A 25,821-nucleotide genomic window follows, 5' to 3' on the forward strand; every position below is an offset into this window, starting at 1 on the left:
AAGAGTAATCAAAAAAGCTGTCCTGATAAGGACAGCTTTTTTGTATTCAAATTACTTTTTGTCTTCTTTTTTATCTTCTTTTTTGCCGGTTGGTAGGTAGCCATCAAGTACGTTTTTGAATTCTTTTGCCTTAATATCAACATCTACTTTTTTTAGAAGGGAGACAAGCTTTTCTTCAAATTGTGCTTTCTTAAGGTTATCTTCAACCTCTGTTTTTAGTTCTTCGTCTGTTTTATCCAGTTTCGCTTCACGTGTGTCAAGTAGTTCAATTACATGGTAGCCAAAGCTTGATTTGACTGGTTCACTGATTTCACCTTTTTTAAGTGCGAATGCCGCTTTTTCAAATTCAGGTACCATTTTACCAGGTCCGAACCAACCTAGGTCGCCACCGGATTCTTGCGCAGCAGGTTCAGTTGAATATTCTTTTGCAAGCTCTTCAAATTTACCGCCATCTTTTAACTTAGCTATCACTTCATTAGCTGTTTTTTCGTCTTTTACAAGAATATGACGTGCATGAATTTCTTTTTTCATGTTTGCAATACCTGCATCGATGTCCTCTTTAGACACTTTAAGTGATTCAACCATTTTTTGTTGAAGTAATTGTGATTTTACATTTTTCTCGAAAAACTCTTCACTCATATTATTTTGTGCAAGGTATAGTTCGAAATTATCACCGTATTGTTCCTTTTGACTATCAATCGCTTCTTTTAATTCTTTATCCGAAACTTTATATTCGTTTTCAATTGCTTGTTGAAGAATTAGGTTTTCAACAACCTGAATACCGATTGCATCTTTCATTTCATCATATAGATCAGCTTTTGTAATATCGCCAGCTTTTGATGTTGCGATGATTTCTTCGTCTGCAGCATTTTTGTCGCTACAAGCTGAAAGTGCAAGAACGGATGCAGCCATTGTAAGAGCTAGTACAGTTTTTTTCATTTGATTTTCTCCCCTAACTTTAATGTGGAACAGTTGATACTATACCATAAGAACGGTTCTAAAACAAAAAAGTTCCCTGGATAGTATGCCTATAACACAGGAAATAGTGAGCATAGGATACATATAGAGAGAGGGGGTGCTCAAGTGAGTGGATATAACCAGGGTTCTTCGGGCTTCGCGTTGATTGTTGTATTGTTCATCCTATTGATTATCGTTGGTGCAGCATATATGTACTAATTGATAATGTGTAAGTAAAAAGATAAAAAAGTCCATTTCCCTAAAATGGGGAGATGGACTTTTTCTTATGCTGATAACATGACTTCAACGTAAAATGATAAAATTAGGATGGTCACTAGAATATTGACGGTCCTGTATATTTTCGGTTGTTTTTCCTCAGGAATTTCCCTGGATGCGCAGAGTGCAAATGTCATCTTGTTTATTTGAAATAAGTAAAATAATGAGAACAGAACTGTAATGATAAGGATCATATTCATTCCTCCTTCTAGACGTTCCAATGTAAGCATAGCAGATGAGGAACTGAAAATGAAATTATTTTTCTCCGGCTGTGTGCAAAAGAGTCTGTTTTTCCTCAGTAATGCCAGTTGGACTTCTTCGTATTAAATCACCACTTATGTCGTCAAAAGATTCATCAATGTTTTTGAAGCCCCGTTCAAATATTTCCATGAAATCTTCCCCGTAAATATTGCGAAGAACAGACATGACTTCCAGTAGCTCAGGGAACTTCCCGTAGAGATCTTTAATAGGAAGAGAGCCTTCAAGAACTGCATGTTCCGAATTGTAGTAATTAATATTCATTTCTTCTAATAGTCTGCTGCCTTTTTCAGTTACTGAAACATATGTATTACGTCTGTCGTCTTCCCGTTTATAGAATTCCAACAGATTGCGCTGTTCCAGTTTTTTTGAAAAGTTGAATGCGGTCGACACGTGCATAACGCCAAACTTGGCAATGTCCGATATAGTGGCTTCTTGCATGTGATGGGAGATCCACAAAATATGATGTTCATTAATATTCAAGTCATAAGGTTTGATCCATTGTTGCCAATCCTTTTCTACTGCTTTCCACAATGCTTTTGACATCTGGGCAATTCGTTGGCTAAAAATCATTGCATCCTTTTGTGAAAATGTTTGTTCTGCCATGGACGACACCTTCTCTCTCTATTTCTAACTTTCTTTTATTATAGCAAAAAAGCAAAGAAGAGAGAAGTTGGAATTGAATAATTATTTTGGGAAGGCAAAAAAGTTACCTTTTCTGGATGGATAACCTATATATGTTGAACTAAAAAGTTCTATTGAATCCGCTTCGGTGCTTCGTGGATGCCTCCCGTGATAAACCAGGCAGAAGATTACTGCCAGTCTTATCACTCCGGCTACCACTTTGAAGGCGACTATGCTGGTTTGCCCTATATAGAAATTCATTTGTTCAACTTAACTAATGTAAACTTTTCATTTCATTTTTGTTGGGCTGCAATAGATTGTTCAAGTTCTTCAATAGCTGTTTGGATAGCGTTAAGCTCTACTTCCAATCTATTTTTGTTCTGTTCTGTTGAGTGTTGCCACTGTTCCACAGAGCCTTTTATATCAGCGACTGCCGAAGGAACTGTTTCTTTTACCTCTTTTGATAGATGAGAAATGGATTCTTTCAATACGGCCAGATTCACTTTTACATCTTTAAACTTGCTCTTCATATCCGTGGATGCGCTTTTTACAGTTGTGCGCAGTTCACTTCCCGATTTAGGAGTAGAATATAATACGGTTACCGCAGCTGCAACAGAGCCAGTTGCGAGACCAAGGAAAAATGTAGATGTTTTCATCATTTAAACTCCCCTTCCGATACGAATAGTATTCCTGTTATATAGTCAATTAAACCATGTGAAGGCTGTCCGGGCAATTAAAAAACGCTTTCCGCACAACAACGGAAAGCGTTTGGTAGACAGTTAATTGGAAACCGCTGTTGTGAATGAAGAACGTTTTACTAGATTGATTACAATTGGATAGATGATGAAAAAGGCTACTCCGTTCATCGCAACGGCTGGAAGAACGACAGTCAAGAAGAGTCCCATAAAAGGTAGATCAACGCCAAGTACGAATATGGCGATTGATAGGAAAATACTTCCCGAAAGAATTGTTCCAAGACCAGCAAGGACAGTGGCTCCGACTAAATGGATGGACGCCTTTTTAAGTAGAAGTAGTATAGCGTAAATAACGAACGCCGTAACAAATTTATCGATAATATTCGGTAGAAAGCCACCTGGGAAACTGGAAAAGATGCCTGATAGAATACCCGTTGTCCCGGCAAGTAAAAATACATTTTTTACTTCAGGAAATAGGAATATGCCGATAAACATCATCGTCAACATGAAATCTGGTTTCATGCCCCCGTTATATCCCGGAATGATTAAGTACAGCGCTGCACCTACCGCAGTTAAAAGTGCCATTAATACAAGATTTTTCGTCTTCAATTCTCATCTCTCCTCGTCTAGGCCCATATTTGTAAGTTTCTCCTGACGTATCCTCGTGATCGACAGCGAAAAACTTATAGATAAGTATACTCTAAATTCTGAAAGTAAGCAAGGTTACTTTACTAAATTTGACTGAATCGCTTTAGCGATTTCTTGTATTTGTTCAGCGCCAAGTTCGGACTCTTTTGTGTCCCATTTGAAATCGATTCCGTCGGTTTCGTCAAAACGGGGGATGAAGTGTAAGTGGAAATGGAAAACACTTTGTCCCGCAAATGCACCATTGTTCTGTAGAAGATTCATCCCGACTGGTTTGAATTCCTCTTTTAATGCACGCGCAATCTTTGGTGCAACTGCAAATAGGTTAGAAGCTTCATCTTCAGTTAAATCATAAACATTTTCACGATGCGTTTTTGGTATAAGAAGAACATGTCCTTTTGTTACAGGCATGATATCCATGAATGCAAAAACATGTTCATCCTCATAGACTTTCACACTTGGAATGGAGCCTTCGATAATTTTACAAAATATACAAGAGGTCATTTTGCCACTTCCTTTCATTAATGAGACAAGTGTAGCATATTTTCAGATAACAGATGTGTGATGGTATAAGCATTTTTGTTTAATTTTTGATAAAATGAAAAGAAGAATGGGGGATGGACATGACAATTCTCGAATTAAAAGACGTTACAGGCGGTTATACACGTAGACCCGTCCTACATGACTTATCATTTGAAATAGGAAGCGGTGAACTCGTTGGGCTGATTGGTTTAAATGGTGCAGGCAAAAGTACAACGATTAAACATATTATCGGTTTGATGAATCCGCAGCAGGGTGAGATTCGTGTAAATGGCGTTACTTTTAGTGAAGACCCTGAAAAATATAGACAGGCGTTCACGTACATACCGGAAACGCCGATTCTTTATGAGGAATTAACGCTGAGAGAGCATCTAGAATTAACAGCAATGGCCTACGGGTTAGAGCAAGACGTGTTTGAAGCACGCTCCGCTGAATTGTTGAAAGAATTTATGATGGAAAAAAGGTTGAAATGGTTCCCGGCTCACTTTTCAAAAGGTATGCGTCAAAAAGTAATGATTATGTGTGCATTTTTAGTGAATCCATCACTCTATATTATTGATGAGCCCTTTATTGGCCTTGATCCTATTGGTATTAAATCACTTCTGGAGCAGATGACTGAGAAAAAGCAAGAAGGAGCCTCCGTTTTGATGTCGACACATGTTTTATCAACTGTGGAAAAGTATTGCGATCGCATTATTTTGCTTCATGAAGGTCAATTACGTGCGCAGGGAACAATGGATGACTTGCGAAAAGCATTTAACCGTCCAAAGGCTTCTTTGGATGATTTATATATTGCGATGACTGAGGAAGCTCAACATGAATAATTTACGTGAAATATGGGGGGCGCGGTTCATCCATTATGTGACCGAACTCCAGAAATACATGAAATACGTATTTACAGGACACTTGGTATTTGTGCTTGTATTCACAATAGGGGCGGCAGGATATTCGTATAGTGAGTGGTTGAAAGATGTGCCAGCGGATTTTCCTGCTGTATTGTTAACAGCAATACTTCTAGCTGCGACAATCACTTTATCACTGCCGGTAACTTTGTTGAAGCCAGCGGATACAGTCTATTTTCTGCCACTTGAAAAGAAACTCCATTCATATATGAGTCGGTCATTGCGATGGACATTTTTTTCTCAACTACCCTTACCGTTCCTGGTTTACCTCGTTGCCTTACCATTATTAACGGCGACAGGAACAGGATCGAAACAAGAGTTCATATGGATTGCGGTTTTGTTGCTCGTCGTCAAATGGCTATTTGTAGAGGCTGAATACAGTTACCGCTATGTGAAAAACGGACAAGGTGCTTGGGTAGACCGTACAATTCGATTTGTATTAGCGGGTGCACTCGTGTATGCGGGACTCCTCGGAAATGTACTAGTTGTACCGATTTTGGCTGTGTTGATTGTAGCGTACAATTTATATTGGCGGAGCAAACGAAAAGAGAAGCCGTTCCCATATGATCATTTCATCGCACTTGAACAAAATCGAATGATGCGATTTTATCGTTTTGCGAACTACTTTACAGATGTACCACATTTGAAAGGATCGGTAAGTAGAAGAGGATGGCTTGGTTTTATAATGGGACACCCAACGTTTGGACGAACTGTATCGCAATCATATTTGTTGAAACGGACATTCATTCGAACGGACGATATCTTCTTTTTATGGGTAAGGCTTACAGTGTTATCTGTCTTGGGCGCATTTTTTATCCCGTTCCCAATTGTTGCTTTCCTTTTTGCAGGTGCACTCGCATTTGCTTCTGCCGTCCAACTTATCCATGCATTACGTGCGGGAGATGAATTCCGTATGGATATGCTTTTTCCCGAGAAAGAAATTAGACGTACACTGGCCATCCGGAAAATTGTCCGTACGGTGCAACAGATACAAGCACTGGCCGTGACGATAGCTGCATTCTTTTTGTACGGAGGATCTGTAACGCCTATTCTTCTGGGGGCTGTCATTTTGATTATTTCGGAGGCAACCATTCGATTAACAGGTGAAAAGAAAGAATATGATTGAGAATGGTCAACATCAATTGTGACAAAGTGTGTATTGGATGCTTTATACTTTACTGGTTAAAGAATATTCAAAAAAAACTTGCAACTTCTTGGTGAAATTAGATATACTGGTTAAAAGGCTTCAGGGGTGAGCGTGATGGAAAGTAATTATTCATATGCTGAATTTTTGAAAGTCGTTGGTAAAAATAGCTCTACGCGTCATGCAGAGAAATTGTTAAATGAAATTTACTTGGATTTATTTCTGAAACATATCCACAGGGAACAAATAAAAGAGAGACTTTTAACGTTAATTGATATATCGCTTGATGGTCGGGATGAGCAATCATTCAGGTTGTATGCAGAAAAACTTGCAAAAGCCGATGAGAAGGATTAAAAGTATGCTAACGCTACATGCTTAAAGACATGTAGCGTTTTTTGCTGTCAAAAATAATAAGAGTAAATGACAAGAAAAGAGCGTGAAAAACGTACGTTCGTTTTTCGCTCGTATAAAAAAGGGTAGTATGATAAGATATGAGCAATTCTTTATGGGAGGGGCTACGATGGTCCGGACATTTAATTTACAAGCACCCTATACACCGAAAGGCGATCAGCCGTCTGCGATTGCACAGCTTTTAGAAGGACTTGAACGAGGTGAAAAGCACCAAACATTACTTGGTGCAACGGGGACAGGTAAAACGTTCACGGTCTCGAATGTCGTCAAGGAAATAAACAAACCTACACTTGTTATTGCACACAACAAAACGTTGGCAGGTCAACTATATAGTGAATTTAAAGAGTTTTTCCCGGATAACGCGGTCGAGTATTTCGTTAGTTTTTACGACTATTATCAGCCAGAAGCTTATGTTCCGCAAACAGATACGTATATTGAAAAAGACTCCAGTATCAATGATGAGATCGATAAATTACGTCACTCGGCAACGTCTTCGTTATTTGAACGGAACGACGTGTTAATAGTAGCCTCCGTGTCCTGTATTTACGGACTTGGTTCCCCGTCAGAATATAGCGCGCATGTTGTATCACTGCGGACGGGTATGGAAATGGGAAGAAACGAACTACTTCGCAAGTTTGTGGACATCCAATATGAACGGAACGATATCAGTTTCACGCGCGGTACATTTCGGGTAAGAGGAGATGTTGTTGAAATATTACCAGCTTCTCGTGATGCACTCTGTCTCCGTATCGAATTTTTTGGAGATGAAATTGATCGTATTCGAGAAGTAGACGCACTGACAGGCGAAATCATTGGTGACCGTGAGCACGTTGCAATTTTCCCTGCTTCCCACTTTGTCACGGGAGACGAGAAAATGGTGAAAGCGATTGAAAATATAGAAGTTGAATTGGAAGAGCGTCTGAAATTCTTACGCGAACAAGATAAATTACTTGAGGCACAACGACTTGAGCAACGTACTCGGTATGACTTGGAAATGATGCGGGAAATGGGCTTTTGTTCAGGGATTGAAAACTATTCCCGGCATTTAACACTTCGTCCCGCAGGCGCAACTCCTTATACGTTACTTGATTACTTTCCGGATGACTTTTTAGTCGTTGTCGATGAAAGTCATGTTTCATTACCTCAAATACGCGGTATGTACAACGGCGACCAAGCACGGAAAAAAGTACTGGTGGAGCATGGTTTCCGACTCCCCTCGGCACTTGACAATCGTCCATTGACGTTTGAAGAATTTGAAGGACATGTGAAGGAAGCAATCTACGTTTCCGCAACGCCAGGACCTTATGAAATCGAGCATACAAAAGAAATGGTCGAGCAAATTATCCGCCCGACAGGATTATTAGACCCGGTAATTGAAATTCGACCAATCCAAGGTCAAATTGATGATTTAATCTTCGAGATAAATGAGCGAACAAAGAGAAACGAAAGAGTTCTTATCACGACATTGACGAAAAAAATGTCTGAAGACTTGACAGACTACTTGAAGGATATTGGCATTAAGGTGCAATATCTCCACTCTGAAGTAAAAACACTTGAACGGACTGAAATCATTCGCGAACTGCGATTGGGCACGTACGATGTCCTTATCGGCATCAACCTATTAAGGGAAGGAATTGACATACCGGAAGTATCACTCGTTACTATTCTCGATGCAGACAAAGAAGGGTTTTTACGTTCGGAACGTGCACTCATTCAAACAATCGGTCGAGCTGCACGGAACTCCAATGGACAGGTCATTATGTACGCGGACCGAATAACTGATTCCATGAAAAAAGCGATTGACGAGACGCAACGGCGCCGTGAAATCCAAATCGCATACAATGAAAAACATGGCATTACGCCAACGACCATCAAAAAAGGGATTCGGGATAATATCCGCGCAACGCAAGTTTCGGATGAAATGATTTCTTATTTGGAAAAAGTCACGCAAGGAAAGAAATTATCAAAAGAAGAAAAGTCGACACTCCTTCAAACGTTGGAGGTAGAAATGAAAGAAGCTGCGAAAGCACTCAATTTCGAACGTGCCGCGGAGTTACGAGATACAATTTTGGAATTGAAGGCGGAAAGGTAGAGAGGGCTTATGAAAAACACGGAGATTGTTATACAAGGTGCACGAGCGCATAATTTGAAAAATATAAATGTTAATATCCCGCGTGACAAATTGGTCGTTATGACGGGTTTGTCGGGTTCCGGTAAATCATCACTAGCTTTTGACACAATTTATGCAGAAGGGCAACGGAGATATGTGGAATCGTTATCTTCATATGCTCGGCAATTTTTGGGGCAGATGGACAAGCCGGACGTAGATGTCATTGAGGGTTTATCGCCGGCAATTTCGATTGACCAAAAAACGACAAGCCGTAACCCACGTTCAACTGTCGGTACCGTGACAGAGATTTACGATTATCTACGTCTCCTTTACGCCCGCGTCGGTAAGCCGATTTGTCCGATCCACAGTACAGAAATTTCATCCCAGACGATTGAACAGATGGTCGATCGTATTATTCAATTGCCGGATCGTTCACGTATCCAAGTGCTTGCACCGATTGTCAAAGGACGAAAAGGGACCCATGTAAAGTTAATAGAAGATATTAAGAAACAGGGCTACGTCCGAATTCGAGTGGACGGTGAAATAATCGATTTAGATGATAATATCGAGTTGAACAAAAACAAGAAGCATACAATCGAAGTTGTAATCGATCGTATTGTTATAAAAGAAGATATTGCAGCTCGGTTAAGCGACTCTCTTGAATCGGCACTTCGGTTAGCTGAAGGTACGGTATTAATTGACGTTCTTGACGGCGAAGAACTTCTTTTCAGTGAACATCATGCATGCCCGCTATGCGGATTTTCAATCGGCGAGCTGGAACCACGGATGTTTTCATTCAACAGTCCATTCGGTGCTTGTCCTGAATGTGATGGACTTGGTACGAAGCTTGAAGTTGACCCGGATCTTGTCATTCCAGACTCGTCGCTAACGCTTAAAGAGCATGCCATTGCGCCATGGGAGCCAACAAGTTCACAATATTATCCTGAATTATTGAAAACAGTCGCAAATCATTTTGGCATTCCACTGAATGTGCCAATCAGTCAATTGTCAGATGATGATTTGGCCAAGCTCTTAACTGGTTCAGGAGATGAAAAAATCCGATTCCGTTATACAAACGAGTTTGGAGGTACGCGTGACAGTGATATTTACTTTGAAGGTGTGCTTTCCAATGTGGCACGGAGATACAAGGAGACATCGTCGGATTACATTCGGGAACAAATGGAAAAATACATGGCTCACCGGTTGTGCCCGACATGCGGGGGCTATCGTTTAAAGAAGGAAACGCTTGCTGTTAAAGTAGACGGCGTTCATATCGGGAAAGTGACGGAGCTATCCATCGTTGAAGCGGACCAGTTCTTTAAAAACCTTCACCTTTCCGAAAAAGATGCGCAAATTGCTAAACTTATTTTACGCGAAATTGATGAACGTCTTGGATTTCTCATTAATGTGGGACTGGACTACTTAACGTTATCGAGAGCATCAGGGACACTTTCAGGCGGTGAAGCACAACGAATCCGTTTAGCAACGCAAATCGGCTCAAGACTGTCAGGAGTTCTTTATATATTGGATGAACCATCCATCGGCCTTCATCAACGGGATAACGATCGTCTAATCGACACGTTGAAGAGTATGCGCGATATCGGCAATACGCTCATTGTTGTCGAACATGATGAAGACACGATGTTAGCCGCCGATTATTTAATAGATATTGGACCGGGAGCGGGAGTGGCAGGTGGAGAAATTGTTTCTGCCGGGACGCCTGAAAAAGTGATGAATGATCCAAACTCATTGACGGGTCAATATTTAAGTGGTAAAAAGTTCATTCCACTTCCTTTAGAACGACGTAAGTCAGACGGGCGTAAAATCACGATTAAAGGTGCTTCTGAAAATAATTTAAAAAACGTTAATGTGGATTTCCCGCTGGGTCAATTCATCGCTGTAACGGGCGTGTCAGGGTCGGGTAAAAGTACACTTATTAACGCTGTTCTCTATAAAGTTTTTGCACAGAAATTGAATCGGTCCAAACAAAAGCCTGGTGAATATAAATCAGTAACAGGTATTGAGGAATTGGAAAAAGTGATTGAAATCGATCAGTCGCCAATCGGTCGAACACCAAGGTCGAATCCCGCAACGTATACGGGTATGTTCGACGACGTCCGCGATGTTTTCTCAACGACGAATGAAGCTAAAGTACGTGGGTATAAAAAAGGTCGTTTCAGTTTCAACGTAAAAGGCGGCCGTTGCGAGGCGTGTCGCGGAGATGGAATCATAAAAATTGAAATGCATTTCTTGCCGGACGTATACGTGCCATGCGAAGTTTGCCACGGAAAACGGTATAATCGAGAGACACTGGAAGTTCACTACAAAGGCAAGAACATCGCAGACGTTCTAGCGATGACAGTTGCAGATGCGCTCGTATTTTTTGAAAACATCCCTAAAATCAGCCGCAAATTGCAGACGATTGTTGATGTGGGATTAGGGTATATTCAATTGGGGCAACCCGCCACGACATTATCGGGTGGGGAAGCGCAACGAGTGAAACTCGCCTCCGAATTGCATAAACGTTCATATGGTAAATCGTTTTATATTCTCGATGAACCAACCACTGGACTTCATGTGCATGATATCGCAAAACTACTGACGGTCCTTCAACGACTTGTCGATACAGGGAATACGGTTCTGGTCATTGAACATAATCTTGATGTCATCAAAACAGTCGACCATATTATCGATCTTGGACCCGAAGGCGGTGATAAAGGGGGGCAAATCATTGCAACAGGCACCCCTGAAAAAGTGGCTAAATCCGAAATATCCTACACAGGCCATTATTTAAAAGCAATTATTGACCGAGATAAAAAACGAATGGATACACTAATTGAAGAAGCCCAAAACACAACCAAATGAAACTTTTTTGCCTAACAATCGTATAGTAAGAAAGGCGAAGGGCGCCCGCACAGATACGACAGGCATAAGGCAGGGCGGAAACGTGGCGCACTTTCCACGTAGCCGTTCGGACTTATGACCCGAGTATCTGGCGCCCATAGCCGGACAGTAAGAAAGGCGAAGGGCGCCCGCATAGATGAGACACTGAAAAGTTTCTTTTTTATAGTGAGAACTAGTTGATTGTAGTGGAGAGCGGCGACTCCTGCGGGAATAGCATGAGCCTTGAGACCCCGCAGGGAGCGAAGCGGACGAGGAGGCTCAAGCCATGCCCGCGGAAAGCGTCCGCTCGGAACGGAAATCAACGGGATTGAAGGAAATTGGACTTTTTCAGTGCCTGCACAGATACGACACCCTTAACTTTTCATAGAAATAAGAAATCAGAACGACAACTATACTAGGAGGCGTAACCATGCAAAATGAACGAAAACGAATTTTAGCTATGCTGGAAAACGGAACGATCACAACTGACGAGGCACTGACACTTCTAGAAAAATTAGGACAGTCACAACAAGAGGCAAAACAAGTTCCAACTAAACAACCAATATCTTTTGAAAAACCAAATACCGAGAAAAAAGAACAGGAAAACACACAAGAACCAGAACCGGAATTCACTGATGATCAAGAGCCATCGATGGATGAATTCCTAGATGATCTACGCAAAGACTTTACTAACGTTGGCGACCGTTTCATGCAATTCATGCAAACGGCTGTTCAAAAAGTGAAATCAGTCGACTTCGATTCGCCTTTTGGCAACACGGTTACATTCAATCACTCGATAACTAAATCGGCAGCGGGCATTAAAGAAATATTGGTTGATATTGATAATGGGAAATTGACAATTCATAGTGGTGAAGAAGAAGCACGTGCAGAGTTCACAGTGAAATCATATAACAGTGACTCGGAACAAGCGGCCAAAGAAGAATTCGTCGACAAACTACTTTTCGTCAACGATGAAGGTAAATTAAGGGTATCAAGTCATATGAAAATGTCCCAAGTAAATGTAGAACTTTATATACCGAAACGAGATTACGATAAAATTTCTGCACGCTTACTAAATGGTTCATTCAAAATGAAAGATGCTTCAGCCGAAACCGTTCGTGTAAAGACGGCAAACGGGAAAATTGAAATTGCTGGTCTAACATTTAAAAATGCCGAATTCGAAACGGCAAATGGCGCAATTGGCTTGAATGATGTAAAAGGAACAACGCTTGAAGCGGAAACATTAAATGGTCGTGTATACATTGACGGCGCGATCAAAGAAATAGAAGCGCAATCACTCAATGGGCATGTAGTCGTTACGACAACAGACTTCGCAGCTGAAAAGATTGAAGCGAAAACGATGAGTGGATCTGTTGAAATTTATGTTCCCTCAGAGCTACCGTTATCAGGTGAAATTTCATCCAATATGGGACGATTAGACCTCCAACTGAATGATGTTAACCGTTCAACGGAGCAAAGACAATTACTTCAACGTTCCATTCGGTTTAAAAAAGATGTAGAAGGAAAATCATCGCCTCTTCATATTTTCGGCGAAGCAAAAACCGGATCGGTTCTTGTGTGCTATAACGCAAAACATGAATGAATGATAAATAGGACTGCCCCGATACCTGGGATTTTTACAGGTGTCGGGGCAGTCTTTTTTTGATGGTAGAAAAGGTAGTGTTGACTGGTGAATGATTGAGTGATTATTTGCCATGACAGTTTTGGTTGACGCCCTTACAGTTACCTGGATTGCCATGACAGTTTCGTTTGGCGCCCTTACAGTTTTCTGAATTGCCATGACAGTTCGGCCGGTCCCTTACAGTTACCCGAATTGCCATGACAGTTTCGTTTGACGCCCTTACAGTTTTCTGAATTGCCATGACAGTTCGGCTGGGCCCTTACAGTTACCAGAATTGCCATGACAGTTTCGTTTGACGCCCTCACAGTTTGGTGAATTGCCCTTACAGTTCGGCGGCGGCCTTACAGTTCCCCGGATTGCCATGACAGTTTCAGTTGACGCCCTAACAGTTTCATGGATTGCCATGACAGTTCGGCGGCGCCCTTACAGTTACCAGAATTGCCATGACAGTTTGGGGAATAGCCATTATAAAAGTGATATAAGGTTGAAAATGGACAATTTCAATACGAAATCATTTCATTTGAAAAAGGGCATGATAAAATAGAGATTAGACTATTTGAAAATCAAAGAAAGGTGGAGAAGTTTTGTCTTATGTCACGGTAAAAGATGTTCAGATAACATTTGAACTTGAGCTTAGTGTGGGAAGTACGGATGACGAAAGACAAATACATACGAGTGATATTTCACGACCGGGGCTGGAGATGGCCGGTTTTTTCAATTACTACACGCCAGACCGTGTTCAAATTCTGGGTAAGAGGGAATTATCTTTCTTCTCGAGTCTTTCAGCTACCGAACGAGAGGATAGGATGGTTAGACTGTGTTCATTGAACACGCCGGCGATTATTATCGCCCACGGTATGGAAGTGCCGGTTGAATTGGTCGAGGCTGCCGGGAATATTGGAATCCCGGTATTGAAATCAGATGTTGCGACTACAAAATTTGCCGGTATGTTAACAAATTATTTGGAGGGGAAACTTGCACCCATGACCGCTGTTCACGGCGTGCTTGTTGATGTATATGGAGTAGGTATACTAATTACAGGTAAGAGTGGCGTCGGGAAAAGTGAAACTGCTTTAGAACTTGTCAAAAGAGGACATCGTCTTGTAGCCGATGATCTTGTAGAAATTCGGCAAGTATCGAAGAATGTGTTGATCGGGAATGCACCCAAGCTCCTAGAACATATGCTTGAAATTCGCGGTGTGGGGATTATCGATATGATGACCCTATTCGGCGCGGGCTCGGTCAGAGGAGACAAAAGAATTGTGATTGTCATTGATCTTGAAATATGGGATCCTGATAAGTTATATGAACGACTGGGTCTTGACGATGAAAAAATGAAAATCATGGATTCAGAATTAACGAAGCTGACTGTTCCAGTACGTCCTGGTCGTAACTTATCTGTCATTATTGAGGTTGCGGCAATGGATTATCGTATGAAAAGACTTGGAGTAAACGCGGCAGAGAAGTTTTCGAGAAAACTGGACTCAGCTATCGATCTTGAAACAAGCCAAAACGATAGAAAGAAGGGATAGGCAACTATGTTTAACTTACTTGCAATCAATCCTATTGCTATATCGCTCGGACCAATAGAAGTTCGTTGGTATGGCATATTAATCGCACTTGGAATTGTTCTTGCCTTTATCGTTGTCCAACGGGAAATGGTGAAACGCGGAATGCATCCCGATTTCTTAACCGATTTACTCATTTGGGCAGTTCCAATTTCAATAATCAGTGCTCGTATTTACTATGTTGTTTTTGAATGGGATTCGTATAAGGATACGCCGTGGAAAGCTTTTGAGATTTGGGAAGGCGGAATCGCTATACACGGAGCACTCATTGGTGCATTTTTAACGACCTACTTTTTCACGAAACATCGTGGTGTATCGTTTTGGAAAGTAACGGATATAGCGGCAGCCGGTCTTCTCATTGGTCAGATAATTGGACGATGGGGAAACTTCATGAATCAGGAAGCACATGGCGGACCTGTATCTGAAACATTTCTTCAAAATACAATAATTCCTGATTGGATCATGCAACAAATGACGATTAAAGGAATAACTTACCACCCGACTTTTCTCTATGAATCACTGTGGAACGTTGTAGGTCTCATCATCATTATCCTTTTAAGAAGGGTGAATCTGAAACGGGGAGAGATGTTCTTATTCTACCTAGTTTGGTATTCCGCAGGTCGCTTCTTCATCGAAGGGATGCGGACAGATAGTCTGTATGTTATTGGGGAGTTGCGAGCAGCGCAGCTTGTGTCAGTCATAGCCATCGTTGTTGCGATTGTAATCTTCGTCTATAGACGGTTTGTTCAAAAAGTGGACGTGAATTATAAAGATTGATAAATGAGGGGATGGGTGTGTGGAGACGTTACGGAATGGTTTAAAAGCTGGTCTTAAAACAACGTGGGCATTGGGGAAAATCATTTTTCCGATAACGGTGCTTGTCGTTTTTTTACAACATACCGTCATTTTGCAATGGATCACGAAGCTTGTCGAACCCTTGATGGGACTTTTTGGTTTGAGTGGAGAAGCAGCAATCCCGTTAGTACTGGGAAATGCACTTAACTTATACGCGGGAATAGCAGGCATTTTATCACTTGATTTGACGGTTAAAGAAGTATTCATCATTGCAGTCATGCTTTCATTCTCACACAATCTATTTATAGAAACGGGTGTAGCATTGAAAGTCGGCGTGAAATTATGGATTGTGCTTGTCGTCCGTTTCGGTCTTGCTGCATTGTCCGGCATACTTATTAATGTATTGTGGAGTGGTGGCGGTAGTACGGCAGTTTATGGTATGGCACCGACAGTGACTGCTGTGCCAAATGGTTGGATGGAGATTGTGATAATAGGTTTGCAAAAGGCATCGTTCGGTGTATTGCAGCTTGCATTGATTGTAATCCCTCTTATGATTATTGTTCAGTATTTAAAAGACTATAACTATTTAAACAGGTTTTCGGAAAAACTCGCACCTTTTACCAAAGTGATTGGTGTGAAACCAAATGCATCAATGACATTGGTTGCGGGTCTGGTAATCGGCCTTGCCTATGGGGCGGGTGTGATGATTCAGGCTGTACAAGAGGATGGTGTCAGCAAGAAGGATGCGACGCTTGCATTCATTTTCCTTGTTGCATGCCACGCGGTTATTGAAGATACATTGATTTTCATCCCGCTTGGCATTCCTGTGCTTCCATTACTGATTATCCGTATTGTAACGGCATTTGTACTTACAATACTTGTCGCATATTTGTGGAAGCGGGCGGAACAACAGAAAGAGAAGGAGGTTGCGGTTACAGATGGCTAAACCAATTACAACTTTATTATTTGATTTTGACGGTACATTACTTGATACAAACGAGTTGATCATTCAGACATTCCAACACGTACTTGGCAATCATTATCCGGGGAAGTATGAGCGAATCGATATTTTGAAATTCCTTGGACCAACGTTACAGGAGTCATTCGATTCAATTAATCCTGCAAAAACGGCGGATCTTATTGCGGAATACAGGGCGTGGAACAGTTCGATGCATGATGAGCTTGCAAGCGAATTTGACGGTGTTTCGGAAACGCTGAATTTATTGAAAGTGGCTGGCGTGAAGATGGCTGTTGTTTCTACAAAGCGAAAAGACATGGTCATGAGGGGCATTCACCTTATAAATGCTGAAGGTATCTTTGATGAAGTGATTTGCATGGATGACGTTGCAAAAACAAAACCTGATCCTGAACCGATTTTACTTGCGTTGGAAAGACTGGGCGCGACGAAAGAGGAATCATTAATGATCGGGGATAACTACCATGACATTGAAGGCGGACAAAATGCGGGTGTCCGCACCGCTGGAGTGGCATGGTCTGCAAAAGGGGAATCATTTTTACAGAGTTATAAGCCTGATTATATGCTTCAGCATATTTCGGATTTACTCGAAATTGTTAAAGAGGAAAAAGGTTGAGAAGGACTGAGCGGCATCCGTCGAAGGGGGATGCGAATTCACTTTGGCATATTTATAAAACGGTCCCTTTTTTTAAAGTTGCAAAAAACTTTGTCGTTATTCAATTATCAAGATATACACCTTTCGTATCCGTAAAAAATTTTATGTTCCGTACATTCCTTAACATGGAAGTCGGTGAGAAGACTGCCTTTGCATTGATGGTTATGCCTGATGTCATGTTCCCGGAGCGGATCAAAATCGGGAGCAATTCAATCATCGGTTTCAATACGACCATACTTGCACATGAATATTTAATAGACGAATACCGGATTGGCGATGTCGTTATTGGAGACAATGTTTTAATAGGTGCAAATACAACAATACTCCCCGGTGTGGAGGTTGGTGACGGAGCGATTGTTTCAGCTGCTTCACTTGTGAATCGGGATATTCCACCTGGTGTATTTGCGGGCGGGAACCCAGTTAAAATTATTTTTTCGAAAGCGCAAATGGATGAGCGAGGGAAACAATCTGTCGGCAATCAGGATATTGAAAACGAGTTGCGTACGAATAACTTATGATATAATAGGAAAGATAACGGGAAGGGACGTATATTCGTTCCTTCTTATTTTTTCGGGGGAATATGATTGGATAATAAACGTAAGCTACAAAGCAAAAAAGTGATCTCGTTCATACCAGACGGTGAATTTTATTATAGTAAAGCGATTCAGGCAATACAACGAGAGCGATTTGTTGATGCCCAAAAGTACTTGAAAAGGGCAATGGAGTTAAGTCCGAATGATCCGCTTATTCTTATGCAATATGGTGTGCTTGTCATGGAAGATGGGCGATTTGAAGAAGCACATGATTTACTCATGACTGCAAATGAGCTTGATCCGACTGATGCGGAAATTATCTTTTACTTGTCGGAAGTCCATGCACATCTTGGGTTGTTACGTGATGCGAAAATATATGCGGAAAAGTATATTTCGCTTCATCCTGACGGACCACTTGCAGACGAGGCGATGGAAATTGTCGATTTTGCAGAGCAGGAAAAAGAATCTTATGATGAAGATGAAATGCCGGATGGCGAAGTATTTCTCCTGCAGGAAAAAGCGCGTCGTTTGATGGAGTCAGGGGATTTCAAGTCGGCAGTGGAATTACTTGAGTCGATTATTGTGGACTACCCTGAGTTTTGGGCAGCGTACAATAACTTGGCACTTGCCTATTTTTATATCGGGAAAACGAACCAGGCAAGTGAGTTACTATATGATGTATTAAATCATGACAAAGGAAATTTGCATGCCTTATGCAATCTTGCCGTCTTTTATTATTATGAAAAGAAGGAAGAAGAACTGGCGTCTTTGATTGAATTACTTGTTAAGATTAAGCCGTATCAATTTGAAAACCGTTTTAAGTTGGGAGCAACGTTTGCGCTTATTGGACGACATAAAGAAGCGTTCCAATGGCTTAGAAGTATTCAAAAGCGTGGTTTTGAGGGGGATGCGGGCTATTATTTCTGGTTGTCGCATTCGGCTTACTTTTCAGGGCATGAGGGCGTGGCGCGTGAAGCTTATAAAACCTTGGTTGAAATGGATCCAACGAAAGAAGGATACGAACCGTGGAAAAATGTTCAAGAGGATATTCAGGCAGGGTCTATTGAACAAGATCGTGAATTTTTGTTAAGTAAAATTCAGAATGTCTATAGAAGTGAGCGAATGTTGGGGCTTTACCTATTAGGAAAGTCGGGACATAAACAAGAGATTCTCTCGCATCCTTCTTATATAGAGATTGAAAAGCTAAGCGAATTGGAACAATTATTCCTGAACACTGGTTTTGATGATGATTTCATATCCACGACAACTTTTAGTAATTCGTTCAGACGGGCACTCGAAACGACTGAATTACTCTATGCTAACTATCGTCCACTCGACCTTCAAGCAACGCATCTTCTGCAAATGTGGTTTACGCTTTGTGAAAATGCGATGACACGTTCATATCCATTCCGTAATCCTGCAGCACTAGCCGCAGCTACAGATTATATGTTCCAGTCTTCACGCTATACAGGTGTGACGAAAAAGGCGATTGCTAGTAAGTTCGATATTTCAGTGCCGACATTGACAAAGTATGTAAACGAGTTAATTGAGTTTTTACCTCATTTAGATAACTGAATGGAAAAGCAGAAAAGTTGAATAAACCATGGGAATCTTATACGATTTGAAGTGTAAATGGTGTGGAGGAGGAAGTTCACATGATAAATGAAAAGATATACGATGTTATTATTATTGGTGCAGGTCCAGCAGGCATGACGGCTGCTGTTTATACATCCCGTGGTAATTTATCTACATTAATGCTTGAACGAGGCGTACCGGGCGGCCAAATGGCAAACACGGAAGAAATCGAAAACTATCCTGGGTTTGAAAGCATTTTAGGTCCGGATCTTTCTACGAAGATGTTTGACCATGCGAAGAGATTCGGTGCGGAATACGCATATGGCGATGTAACAGAGATTATAGACGGAAGAAGCTACAAAACAATTGTCGCAGGCGGCAAAGAATACAAGGCACGAGCAATTATAATTACAACAGGTGCAGAATATAAAAAAATGGGAATCCCGGGCGAAACGGAGCTCACGGGACGCGGCGTAAGCTACTGTGCGGTTTGTGATGGTGCTTTCTTCAAAGGGAAAGATGTCGTCGTAATTGGCGGTGGTGATTCGGCAGTTGAAGAAGGTTCATATTTGACACGCTTTGCGGATAAGGTGACGATTGTTCATCGACGTGAAGAGCTGCGTGCTCAAAAAATTATTCAAGACCGTGCATTTGCAAATGATAAAATTGATTTCATCTGGAATACCACAGTGAAACAAGTAAATGCCGAGAATGGCAAAGTTGGCTCAGTTACGCTTGTTTCAACAGTTGACGGTACAGAAAAAGAATTTGAAACAGACGGTATGTTTGTCTATATCGGAATGGATCCGCTAACAACTCCTTTTGAAAAGTTAGGTATTCTAGATGAAAACGGTTATGTGAAAACAAATGACATAATGGAAACGTCTGTGCCTGGCATATATGCAGCAGGAGATGTGCGTGAGAAATTATTGCGTCAAGTGGTTACAGCGACAGGGGACGGTAGTATTGCTGCACAAGCTGTACAAAAATACATTGAAGAATTGATGGAAAGTATCGCTACAGAAGCGTAATATCAAAATCCAATTCAACTTAATGTATCTTTAACATAGCTGTAACAGGAATGCAACATGTTTGGGGTATAGTAGAATTATCAATTGACCCCCCTTTTGATATAGTAAGATTCAAAGACCATCTACCGGCTTATTCGGGAAGATGGTCTTCTTTTTATGTTGTTTCACATGGATACAATGTATAATGAAAGTAAGCGTTCCTGAAAAGTGAGGATATATCTATGCAAAGAATCGCAAATCTGCTAATGATTAAAGATGATCATGTATTATTATTGAAAAAGCCGCGACGTGGTTGGTATGTAGCACCGGGTGGAAAAATGGAACCGGGCGAGTCCATCTATGAGGCGGCGTGTAGGGAATTTAAAGAAGAAACAGGAGCAACACCGATTGCTCCGCATTTAAAAGGCATTTATACAATGGTAATAACAGATACAGCCGGGGAAACGATTGAGGATGAATGGATGCTGTATACATTCATCGCTAGGGACCTAACAGGCATTCCGTACGAAACGACGACTGAAGGAGTGCTAGAATGGCATCCCGTGGAAAGTTTGGCGACATTGCCGATGGCGGAAGGTGACCGGACGAATTTACAATTCGCTATTTCACAGAGTGGAACACAATATGGCACATTCTATTACACCAAGGAATTTAAACTGTTGAAAGAAGTGATTCAAAAATCAGTGGAAGGATGATGGGAATGGCTGGAAATGAAACACCAAATCGTGACATGGAGTTAGTTATCATTACGGGTATGTCAGGTGCGGGACGAACAGTTGCGATGCAAAGCTTCGAGGATCTTGGTTTTTATTGTATCGATAATCTACCTCCTGAATTACTTGTCACATTCCTAGACCTGATGATGAAGTCTGAAAAACGGATGAGACGGATTGCAGCCGTTATGGACACGCGCGGTGGTGATTTGTTCGATTCTCTTATTGGTGCACTTGACGGCCTTCTACACACTGAGGGTGTCTCTTCACGAATTTTATTCCTAGAGGCGGACGATGAAACACTCGTTAAACGTTACAAGGAAACGAGACGATCCCACCCACTTGCAAATGGCGGTTTGCCACTTGCGGGTATTCGAAAAGAACGGCAGCTATTATCGGAGATGAAAGGCCGGGCACGTTCGATTTACAACACATCTAAATTGAAGCCACGGCAACTAAGAGAAAAAATTATAACAGAGTTTTCGACAAGCGGTGACTCAGGATTTACTGTAAACTTTATTTCTTTTGGCTTTAAACATGGCATGCCGATTGATGCGGATGTTGTATTTGATGTACGGTTCCTACCTAATCCTTTTTATATTGAAGAACTGAAACCGAAAACAGGGCTTGATAAGGAAGTATCCGATTATGTACTGAAATGGAGCGACACGCGGTTGCTTATCGAAAAGTTATCCGATTTGTTCAAGTTTCTTATTCCACAGTATAAGAATGAGGGGAAATCACAAGTTGTTATTGCATTTGGATGTACAGGCGGACAACATCGTTCTGTCACGTTAGCCGAATTCTTTGGAAAGCGGTTTAAAGAAGAGTACAAGACATTCATCACCCACCGGGATATTGAAAATAGGAAGGAGTGACATAATGTCGCGATCCGGTAAGGTGAAAAAGGTTGTTGTTTTCGGGGGAGGGACCGGATTGTCCACATTACTGCGTGGATTGAAAAACCACGCAGTGGATTTGACGGCAGTTGTCACTGTTGCTGACGATGGAGGAAGCTCGGGTAGGCTCTTGGACGAATATGATATCCCGCCACCAGGTGACATCCGCAAAGTGATGGCAGCGCTTTCAGGTGTCGAGCCGCTTATCGAAGAGATGTTTGAATATCGTTTTTCAACTTCTGAAGATTTGAAAGGGCATTCACTTGGCAATTTGATGTTGGCTGCTTTAACGGATATAACGGGTGATTTTGCACATGCTGTCGAAAAAATGAGTCGGGTTCTCAATATCAAAGGAAAAGTGTTACCTGCTGCAAATCAGCGCATCACGCTGCATGCGGAACTTGAGGATGGAAGTATCATAACAGGGGAATCTAAAATTCCTGTATATGGTCATAAGATTAGAAAAGTATATCTCTCCCCGCAAGAAGTGGAACCCCTCCCTGAGACGATTAGGACAATTATGGCGGCGGACCTTCTCGTGTTTGGCCCCGGTAGCCTGTATACAAGCATATTACCAACAATTCTTGTTCAGGCAATTCGGGAAGCGGTGTTGGCATGTGACGCGAAAAAAGTATATATTAGTAACTTGACTGCACAGGCTGGCGAGACATACCGGTATACAGCATCCGAGCATATCCAGGCTTTGTACGATCATGCAGGTGAAGCATTTATCGATACAATCCTATTAAGCGATACAGACTTTTCATCGTTCTTTGAGGGCTCTGAGCAAATCGGCCCCCCTTGGCTTGTGGAAAACGATCTTGATTCGTTGTTGCAGCTGGTGAAGGACATAGTTATCAAAGACATTGCGGTCTTTGATAATGGTAGCTTCCTGCATGATGCAGAAAAAGTGTCTAATTGGTTAATGGAATACATGGAAAATACAAACGTAGAGAAATAGATGTAATCGTCACCGGGGAAGGAAGAGTATCATGTCTTTTGCATCGGAAATAAAGAAAGAATTGACTCAAATGGAAGCAGATGATTGTTGCACCAAATCAGAAATTGCAGCATTCATCAGAATGAATGGGGCATTGTCCTTTTCCAACAAACAATTGAGTCTAGATGTACAAACGGAGAATGCTGCGATTGCTAGGCGCCTTTACTCCAACTTGAAACGATTGTATCCCTACAAGGTAGAACTGCTCGTCCGAAAAAAGATGCGGTTGAAAAAAAATAATGTTTATATTTGCCGCATCCGAGAAGGAGCTAAGACTCTTCTTGAAGACTTACTGATTCTAACAGGTACATTTCAGTTTAAAAATGAGATATCCAAGCCGTTAATAAAAAGTAGATGCTGTCAGCGTGCCTATTTACGTGGTGCGTTCTTGGCAAGCGGCTCTGTCAATAATCCGGAAACATCTTCCTATCATCTAGAAATTTTTTCAATCTATAGAGAGCATAGTGAAGCATTAGTAGAATTAATGAATAGGTACCAGTTGAATGCAAAATCGATTGAGCGGAAAAATGGGCATGTCGCCTATTTGAAGGAAGCCGAAAAAATAGCTGATTTTCTTAGTATTGTAGGTGCGCATGTCTCACTCATGAAATTCGAGGATGTACGGATTATCCGGGACATGAGAAACAGCGTGAATCGGCTTGTAAATTGTGAAACAGCAAATCTTAATAAAACAATAGGCGCGGCGCAACGTCAAGTGGAAAATATAAAATTCATCGAACGGACCATTGGATTGGACCAGCTGCCAGACAAGCTACAAGAAATTGCAACCTTGCGGGTTGAAAACCAAGACATTACATTGAAGGAACTTGGTGAATTGGTAACAGGTGGAACAGTGAGTAAATCAGGCGTGAATCATCGACTTAGAAAACTGGAAGGAATAGCCGAAAACCTTCGCAATGGAGGAATAGGGAGTCAGTGAATGGACCGGCAAAAAGAGAGGAGTAGTTACATATATGGAAGAAAGAACTGTAGAAGTAAAAATGAAAACTGGTTTGCAAGCACGTCAAGCAGCACTTTTCGTTCAAGAAGCAAATAAATATACGGCTGACGTTTATTTGAAAAAAGGAGATCGGCAAGTGAATGCGAAGAGTATTATGGGCATAATGAGCCTTGCCGTTGCACGCGGAACGATTGTTACACTCCTTGCGGATGGTATTGACGAAGAGCAAGCACTACGTTCTCTAGCTGAACTTGTTGAAACCGAAAGTTAATGATTATTCAAACCGTTTCTCACCATTGCAGGTGTATGGAAACGGTTTTTATTTTGTGCGGGGCTACTCGGGTACATAACCCACTCCAGATAATAAAAAACCGACCCTTTAAAAAGGTCGGCATCACAATTATTATTTCTTTTTGTCTTCAGGATTATCTTTCATATCACTGCGTGTGATGATGTGGTCGATTAGTCCATACTCTTTCGCACGCTCAGCAGTCATGAAGTTGTCACGATCAGTATCTCGTGCAATAACTTCAACAGGCTGTCCTGTGCGCTCTGCAAGAATTGTATTCAGTTTCTCGCGAATGAAGAGAATATGTTTTGCAGCAATCTCGATTTCAGTCGCTTGCCCTTGTGCTCCGCCTAAAGGCTGATGGATCATCACTTCGGCATTTGGAAGAGCAAACCGTTTGCCTTTTGTACCTGCTGAAAGAAGGAAAGAACCCATTGATGCAGCCATTCCGATACAGATTGTTTGAATATCAGGCTTGATAAATTGCATTGTATCATAAATCGCCATTCCGGCACTGATGCTTCCTCCTGGACTGTTGATATAGATTGAAATTTCTTTATCCGGGTTTTCTGCCTCAAGGAATAGAAGCTGTGCAACGATGGAGTTCGCTACGTTGTCATCAATGGCACTTCCAAGCATGATGATACGGTCTTTCAATAGACGAGAATAGATATCGTAAGCACGTTCACCCCGGCTTGTTTGTTCAATTACTGTAGGTATTAGATTCATTCCATTTCCTCCTTCAAGATAGATGTTATTGTCAGTCTGTTGAAACTATTTTTGTCTCAACTGTAACTTTATCATACATAGTATGGTCAACAAAGGTCAAATATAACGCACTTAAATTAACTATTGCATTCATGCGGTTTCATTAGTATAATGAATCATGTTCTGTTACTAAAAGAACATGACTATAAAGCCCTCGTGGTGCAACGGATAGCACGTAAGCCTCCGAAGCTTGAAATGCAGGTTCGATTCCTGCCGAGGGCATCATCTACATTGATTTTGAAAAAGTAAAGAAAATAAAAAGACGCCTGTAAACGTTGTTGTTTCAACATTTATAGGCGCTTTTTTTTGAGTAATTCGGTGCAACTGCTGCCTTTTCTTTTGTTTGATAATAATGGTAGTATTGTTATAAGTATTGATTTTTGTGCGTAAACTGGTGATGTGAATGGAAATAGGGAGATATCGGGGGTGTGATTGCATGGGAACCTTGTGGATTCTCCTTGACGCATTTAACATTTTAACACTTGGTTGGTTTGTAAGACAGGTTACAGAGGATGAAATTGTTCGAAATGTTCGTTTTCTGAAAGAGGAAGAGAGTGTTTGGTATCAAGAACGTTTTGCAAATGGTAAGTTCCGGAAACTCATTATTCATGATTGGGAAGTTCGAACAATGATTGGTCAGTTTGAACCTGAAAAAATGAAAAAGTTATCCTACTTGACGCGACAACAGAAACGAATTGATCGTATCTTAATAAAGAAAGTTAATGCCTTGGTGCAATAAAACAAAAACGCCCAGTGTGAAAACTCACAACTGAGCGTTTTTTTATTTGGCTATATAGCGTACTTAATACGATTACTCTGACACAAAATTTGAGATAGTAAGAAGGCAATTAAAAGTTTTAATAAGTATTGCACCACTCCTAACCTAAAGGAATTTGACTATGGACCAATCTATTAATCTCATATGAGGCTGAACGATTGAACAATGAAAATAGGTTTATTAATAGATTGAC

At 41.2% G+C, this 25,821-nt stretch carries 27 protein-coding genes and 1 tRNA gene; 21 read left to right on the forward strand and 7 right to left on the reverse strand.

Translation table 11 applies throughout. The features are described 5' to 3' along the window. Window positions 1–51: 51 nt before the first annotated feature. The gene (locus FILTAD_RS06820; RefSeq protein WP_124069729.1) at window positions 52–939 is read right to left on the reverse strand and encodes a peptidylprolyl isomerase; all 888 of its coding nucleotides are present in this window, start codon (window positions 937–939) and stop codon (window positions 52–54) included. Window positions 940–1,083: 144 nt separating this feature from the next. Between FILTAD_RS06820 and FILTAD_RS06825 the strand changes: the two genes are divergently transcribed. Beyond that, entirely contained in the window at window positions 1,084–1,176 is a 93-nt protein-coding gene (locus FILTAD_RS06825) for a YjcZ family sporulation protein (protein ID WP_124069730.1), read from the forward strand. A gap of 65 nt (window positions 1,177–1,241) precedes the next feature. Here FILTAD_RS06825 and FILTAD_RS06830 read toward each other — a convergent pair whose 3' ends face one another. The 5 genes from FILTAD_RS06830 to FILTAD_RS06850 form a co-directional block, all read right to left on the reverse strand. Then, the gene (locus tag FILTAD_RS06830) at window positions 1,242–1,427 is read right to left on the reverse strand and encodes a hypothetical protein (protein WP_124069731.1); all 186 of its coding nucleotides are present in this window, start codon (window positions 1,425–1,427) and stop codon (window positions 1,242–1,244) included. Between the two features lie 61 nt (window positions 1,428–1,488). Further along, window positions 1,489–2,097, reverse strand: coding sequence for an HTH-type transcriptional regulator Hpr (locus FILTAD_RS06835; protein WP_124069732.1), 609 nt, complete (start codon window positions 2,095–2,097; stop codon window positions 1,489–1,491). Window positions 2,098–2,408: 311 nt separating this feature from the next. Next, a complete protein-coding gene (locus tag FILTAD_RS06840; protein WP_238988178.1) occupies window positions 2,409–2,774 on the reverse strand; it encodes a YtxH domain-containing protein in 366 nt (121 codons plus the stop codon). A 120-nt stretch (window positions 2,775–2,894) separates the two neighbouring features. Beyond that, on the reverse strand, window positions 2,895–3,419 hold the full coding sequence (locus FILTAD_RS06845) for a tryptophan transporter (RefSeq protein WP_124069733.1): 525 nt from the start codon (window positions 3,417–3,419) through the stop codon (window positions 2,895–2,897). Between the two features lie 114 nt (window positions 3,420–3,533). Next, the gene (locus FILTAD_RS06850) at window positions 3,534–3,959 is read right to left on the reverse strand and encodes an HIT family protein (protein WP_124069734.1); all 426 of its coding nucleotides are present in this window, start codon (window positions 3,957–3,959) and stop codon (window positions 3,534–3,536) included. Window positions 3,960–4,078: 119 nt separating this feature from the next. Between FILTAD_RS06850 and FILTAD_RS06855 the strand changes: the two genes are divergently transcribed. The 18 genes from FILTAD_RS06855 (at window position 4,079) to FILTAD_RS06940 (ending at window position 24,064) form a co-directional block, all read left to right on the forward strand. Further along, complete coding sequence (locus FILTAD_RS06855) at window positions 4,079–4,819, forward strand: ABC transporter ATP-binding protein (RefSeq protein ID WP_124069824.1); 741 nt, start codon at window positions 4,079–4,081, stop codon at window positions 4,817–4,819. Continuing rightward, entirely contained in the window at window positions 4,812–6,023 is a 1,212-nt protein-coding gene (locus tag FILTAD_RS06860) for an ABC transporter permease (protein WP_124069735.1), read from the forward strand. The genes FILTAD_RS06855 and FILTAD_RS06860 overlap by 8 nt, the downstream gene beginning before the upstream one ends. Window positions 6,024–6,158: 135 nt before the next feature. Beyond that, on the forward strand, window positions 6,159–6,395 hold the full coding sequence (locus tag FILTAD_RS06865) for an IDEAL domain-containing protein (protein WP_124069736.1): 237 nt from the start codon (window positions 6,159–6,161) through the stop codon (window positions 6,393–6,395). Window positions 6,396–6,561: 166 nt separating this feature from the next. Continuing rightward, on the forward strand, window positions 6,562–8,544 hold the full coding sequence (gene uvrB, locus FILTAD_RS06870; RefSeq protein ID WP_124069737.1) for an excinuclease ABC subunit UvrB: 1,983 nt from the start codon (window positions 6,562–6,564) through the stop codon (window positions 8,542–8,544). Between the two features lie 9 nt (window positions 8,545–8,553). Beyond that, window positions 8,554–11,427, forward strand: a complete 2,874-nt coding sequence (gene uvrA, locus FILTAD_RS06875) for an excinuclease ABC subunit UvrA (RefSeq protein WP_124069738.1) — start codon at window positions 8,554–8,556, stop codon at window positions 11,425–11,427. Window positions 11,428–11,875: 448 nt separating this feature from the next. Next, complete coding sequence (locus tag FILTAD_RS06880) at window positions 11,876–13,048, forward strand: DUF4097 family beta strand repeat-containing protein (protein ID WP_124069739.1); 1,173 nt, start codon at window positions 11,876–11,878, stop codon at window positions 13,046–13,048. A gap of 623 nt (window positions 13,049–13,671) precedes the next feature. Next, window positions 13,672–14,619 carry an HPr(Ser) kinase/phosphatase gene (gene hprK, locus FILTAD_RS06885; RefSeq protein ID WP_124069740.1) on the forward strand — a complete coding sequence of 316 codons (948 nt, stop codon included), beginning with the start codon at window positions 13,672–13,674 and terminating at the stop codon, window positions 14,617–14,619. 6 nt (window positions 14,620–14,625) lie between these two features. Then, window positions 14,626–15,432, forward strand: coding sequence for a prolipoprotein diacylglyceryl transferase (gene lgt / locus FILTAD_RS06890; protein ID WP_124069741.1), 807 nt, complete (start codon window positions 14,626–14,628; stop codon window positions 15,430–15,432). Between the two features lie 19 nt (window positions 15,433–15,451). Next, complete coding sequence (locus FILTAD_RS06895; protein WP_124069742.1) at window positions 15,452–16,396, forward strand: nucleoside recognition domain-containing protein; 945 nt, start codon at window positions 15,452–15,454, stop codon at window positions 16,394–16,396. Beyond that, window positions 16,389–17,042 (forward strand): pyrophosphatase PpaX, encoded by a 654-nt coding sequence (gene ppaX / locus FILTAD_RS06900; RefSeq protein ID WP_124069743.1) that lies wholly within the window; start codon window positions 16,389–16,391, stop codon window positions 17,040–17,042. The genes FILTAD_RS06895 and ppaX overlap by 8 nt, the downstream gene beginning before the upstream one ends. Further along, entirely contained in the window at window positions 17,039–17,599 is a 561-nt protein-coding gene (locus FILTAD_RS06905) for an acyltransferase (protein ID WP_124069744.1), read from the forward strand. Before ppaX ends, FILTAD_RS06905 begins: the two co-directional genes overlap by 4 nt. Before the next feature lie 66 nt (window positions 17,600–17,665). Beyond that, window positions 17,666–19,189, forward strand: a complete 1,524-nt coding sequence (locus tag FILTAD_RS06910; protein ID WP_124069745.1) for a tetratricopeptide repeat protein — start codon at window positions 17,666–17,668, stop codon at window positions 19,187–19,189. Window positions 19,190–19,269: 80 nt separating this feature from the next. Next, complete coding sequence (gene trxB, locus FILTAD_RS06915) at window positions 19,270–20,220, forward strand: thioredoxin-disulfide reductase (RefSeq protein WP_124069746.1); 951 nt, start codon at window positions 19,270–19,272, stop codon at window positions 20,218–20,220. Between the two features lie 221 nt (window positions 20,221–20,441). Further along, entirely contained in the window at window positions 20,442–20,915 is a 474-nt protein-coding gene (locus FILTAD_RS06920) for an 8-oxo-dGTP diphosphatase (RefSeq protein ID WP_124069747.1), read from the forward strand. Window positions 20,916–20,920: 5 nt separating this feature from the next. Beyond that, entirely contained in the window at window positions 20,921–21,811 is an 891-nt protein-coding gene (rapZ, locus tag FILTAD_RS06925; RefSeq protein WP_415579311.1) for an RNase adapter RapZ, read from the forward strand. 4 nt (window positions 21,812–21,815) lie between these two features. Continuing rightward, on the forward strand, window positions 21,816–22,793 hold the full coding sequence (locus FILTAD_RS06930) for a gluconeogenesis factor YvcK family protein (protein ID WP_124069748.1): 978 nt from the start codon (window positions 21,816–21,818) through the stop codon (window positions 22,791–22,793). 31 nt (window positions 22,794–22,824) lie between these two features. After that, a complete protein-coding gene (gene whiA, locus FILTAD_RS06935; RefSeq protein WP_124069749.1) occupies window positions 22,825–23,772 on the forward strand; it encodes a DNA-binding protein WhiA in 948 nt (315 codons plus the stop codon). Between the two features lie 34 nt (window positions 23,773–23,806). After that, window positions 23,807–24,064 carry an HPr family phosphocarrier protein gene (locus tag FILTAD_RS06940; protein WP_124069750.1) on the forward strand — a complete coding sequence of 86 codons (258 nt, stop codon included), beginning with the start codon at window positions 23,807–23,809 and terminating at the stop codon, window positions 24,062–24,064. Between the two features lie 132 nt (window positions 24,065–24,196). Here FILTAD_RS06940 and clpP read toward each other — a convergent pair whose 3' ends face one another. Beyond that, window positions 24,197–24,811, reverse strand: a complete 615-nt coding sequence (gene clpP / locus FILTAD_RS06945) for an ATP-dependent Clp endopeptidase proteolytic subunit ClpP (protein ID WP_124069751.1) — start codon at window positions 24,809–24,811, stop codon at window positions 24,197–24,199. 189 nt (window positions 24,812–25,000) lie between these two features. Between clpP and FILTAD_RS06950 the strand changes: the two genes are divergently transcribed. Beyond that, window positions 25,001–25,072 (forward strand) — tRNA-Arg (locus FILTAD_RS06950). A 214-nt stretch (window positions 25,073–25,286) separates the two neighbouring features. Then, on the forward strand, window positions 25,287–25,589 hold the full coding sequence (locus FILTAD_RS06955; protein ID WP_124069752.1) for a hypothetical protein: 303 nt from the start codon (window positions 25,287–25,289) through the stop codon (window positions 25,587–25,589). Window positions 25,590–25,821 lie beyond the last annotated feature (232 nt).

The sequence above is a fragment of the Filibacter tadaridae genome (assembly GCF_900609045.1).
Lineage (GTDB): Bacteria > Bacillota > Bacilli > Bacillales_A > Planococcaceae > Sporosarcina > Sporosarcina tadaridae.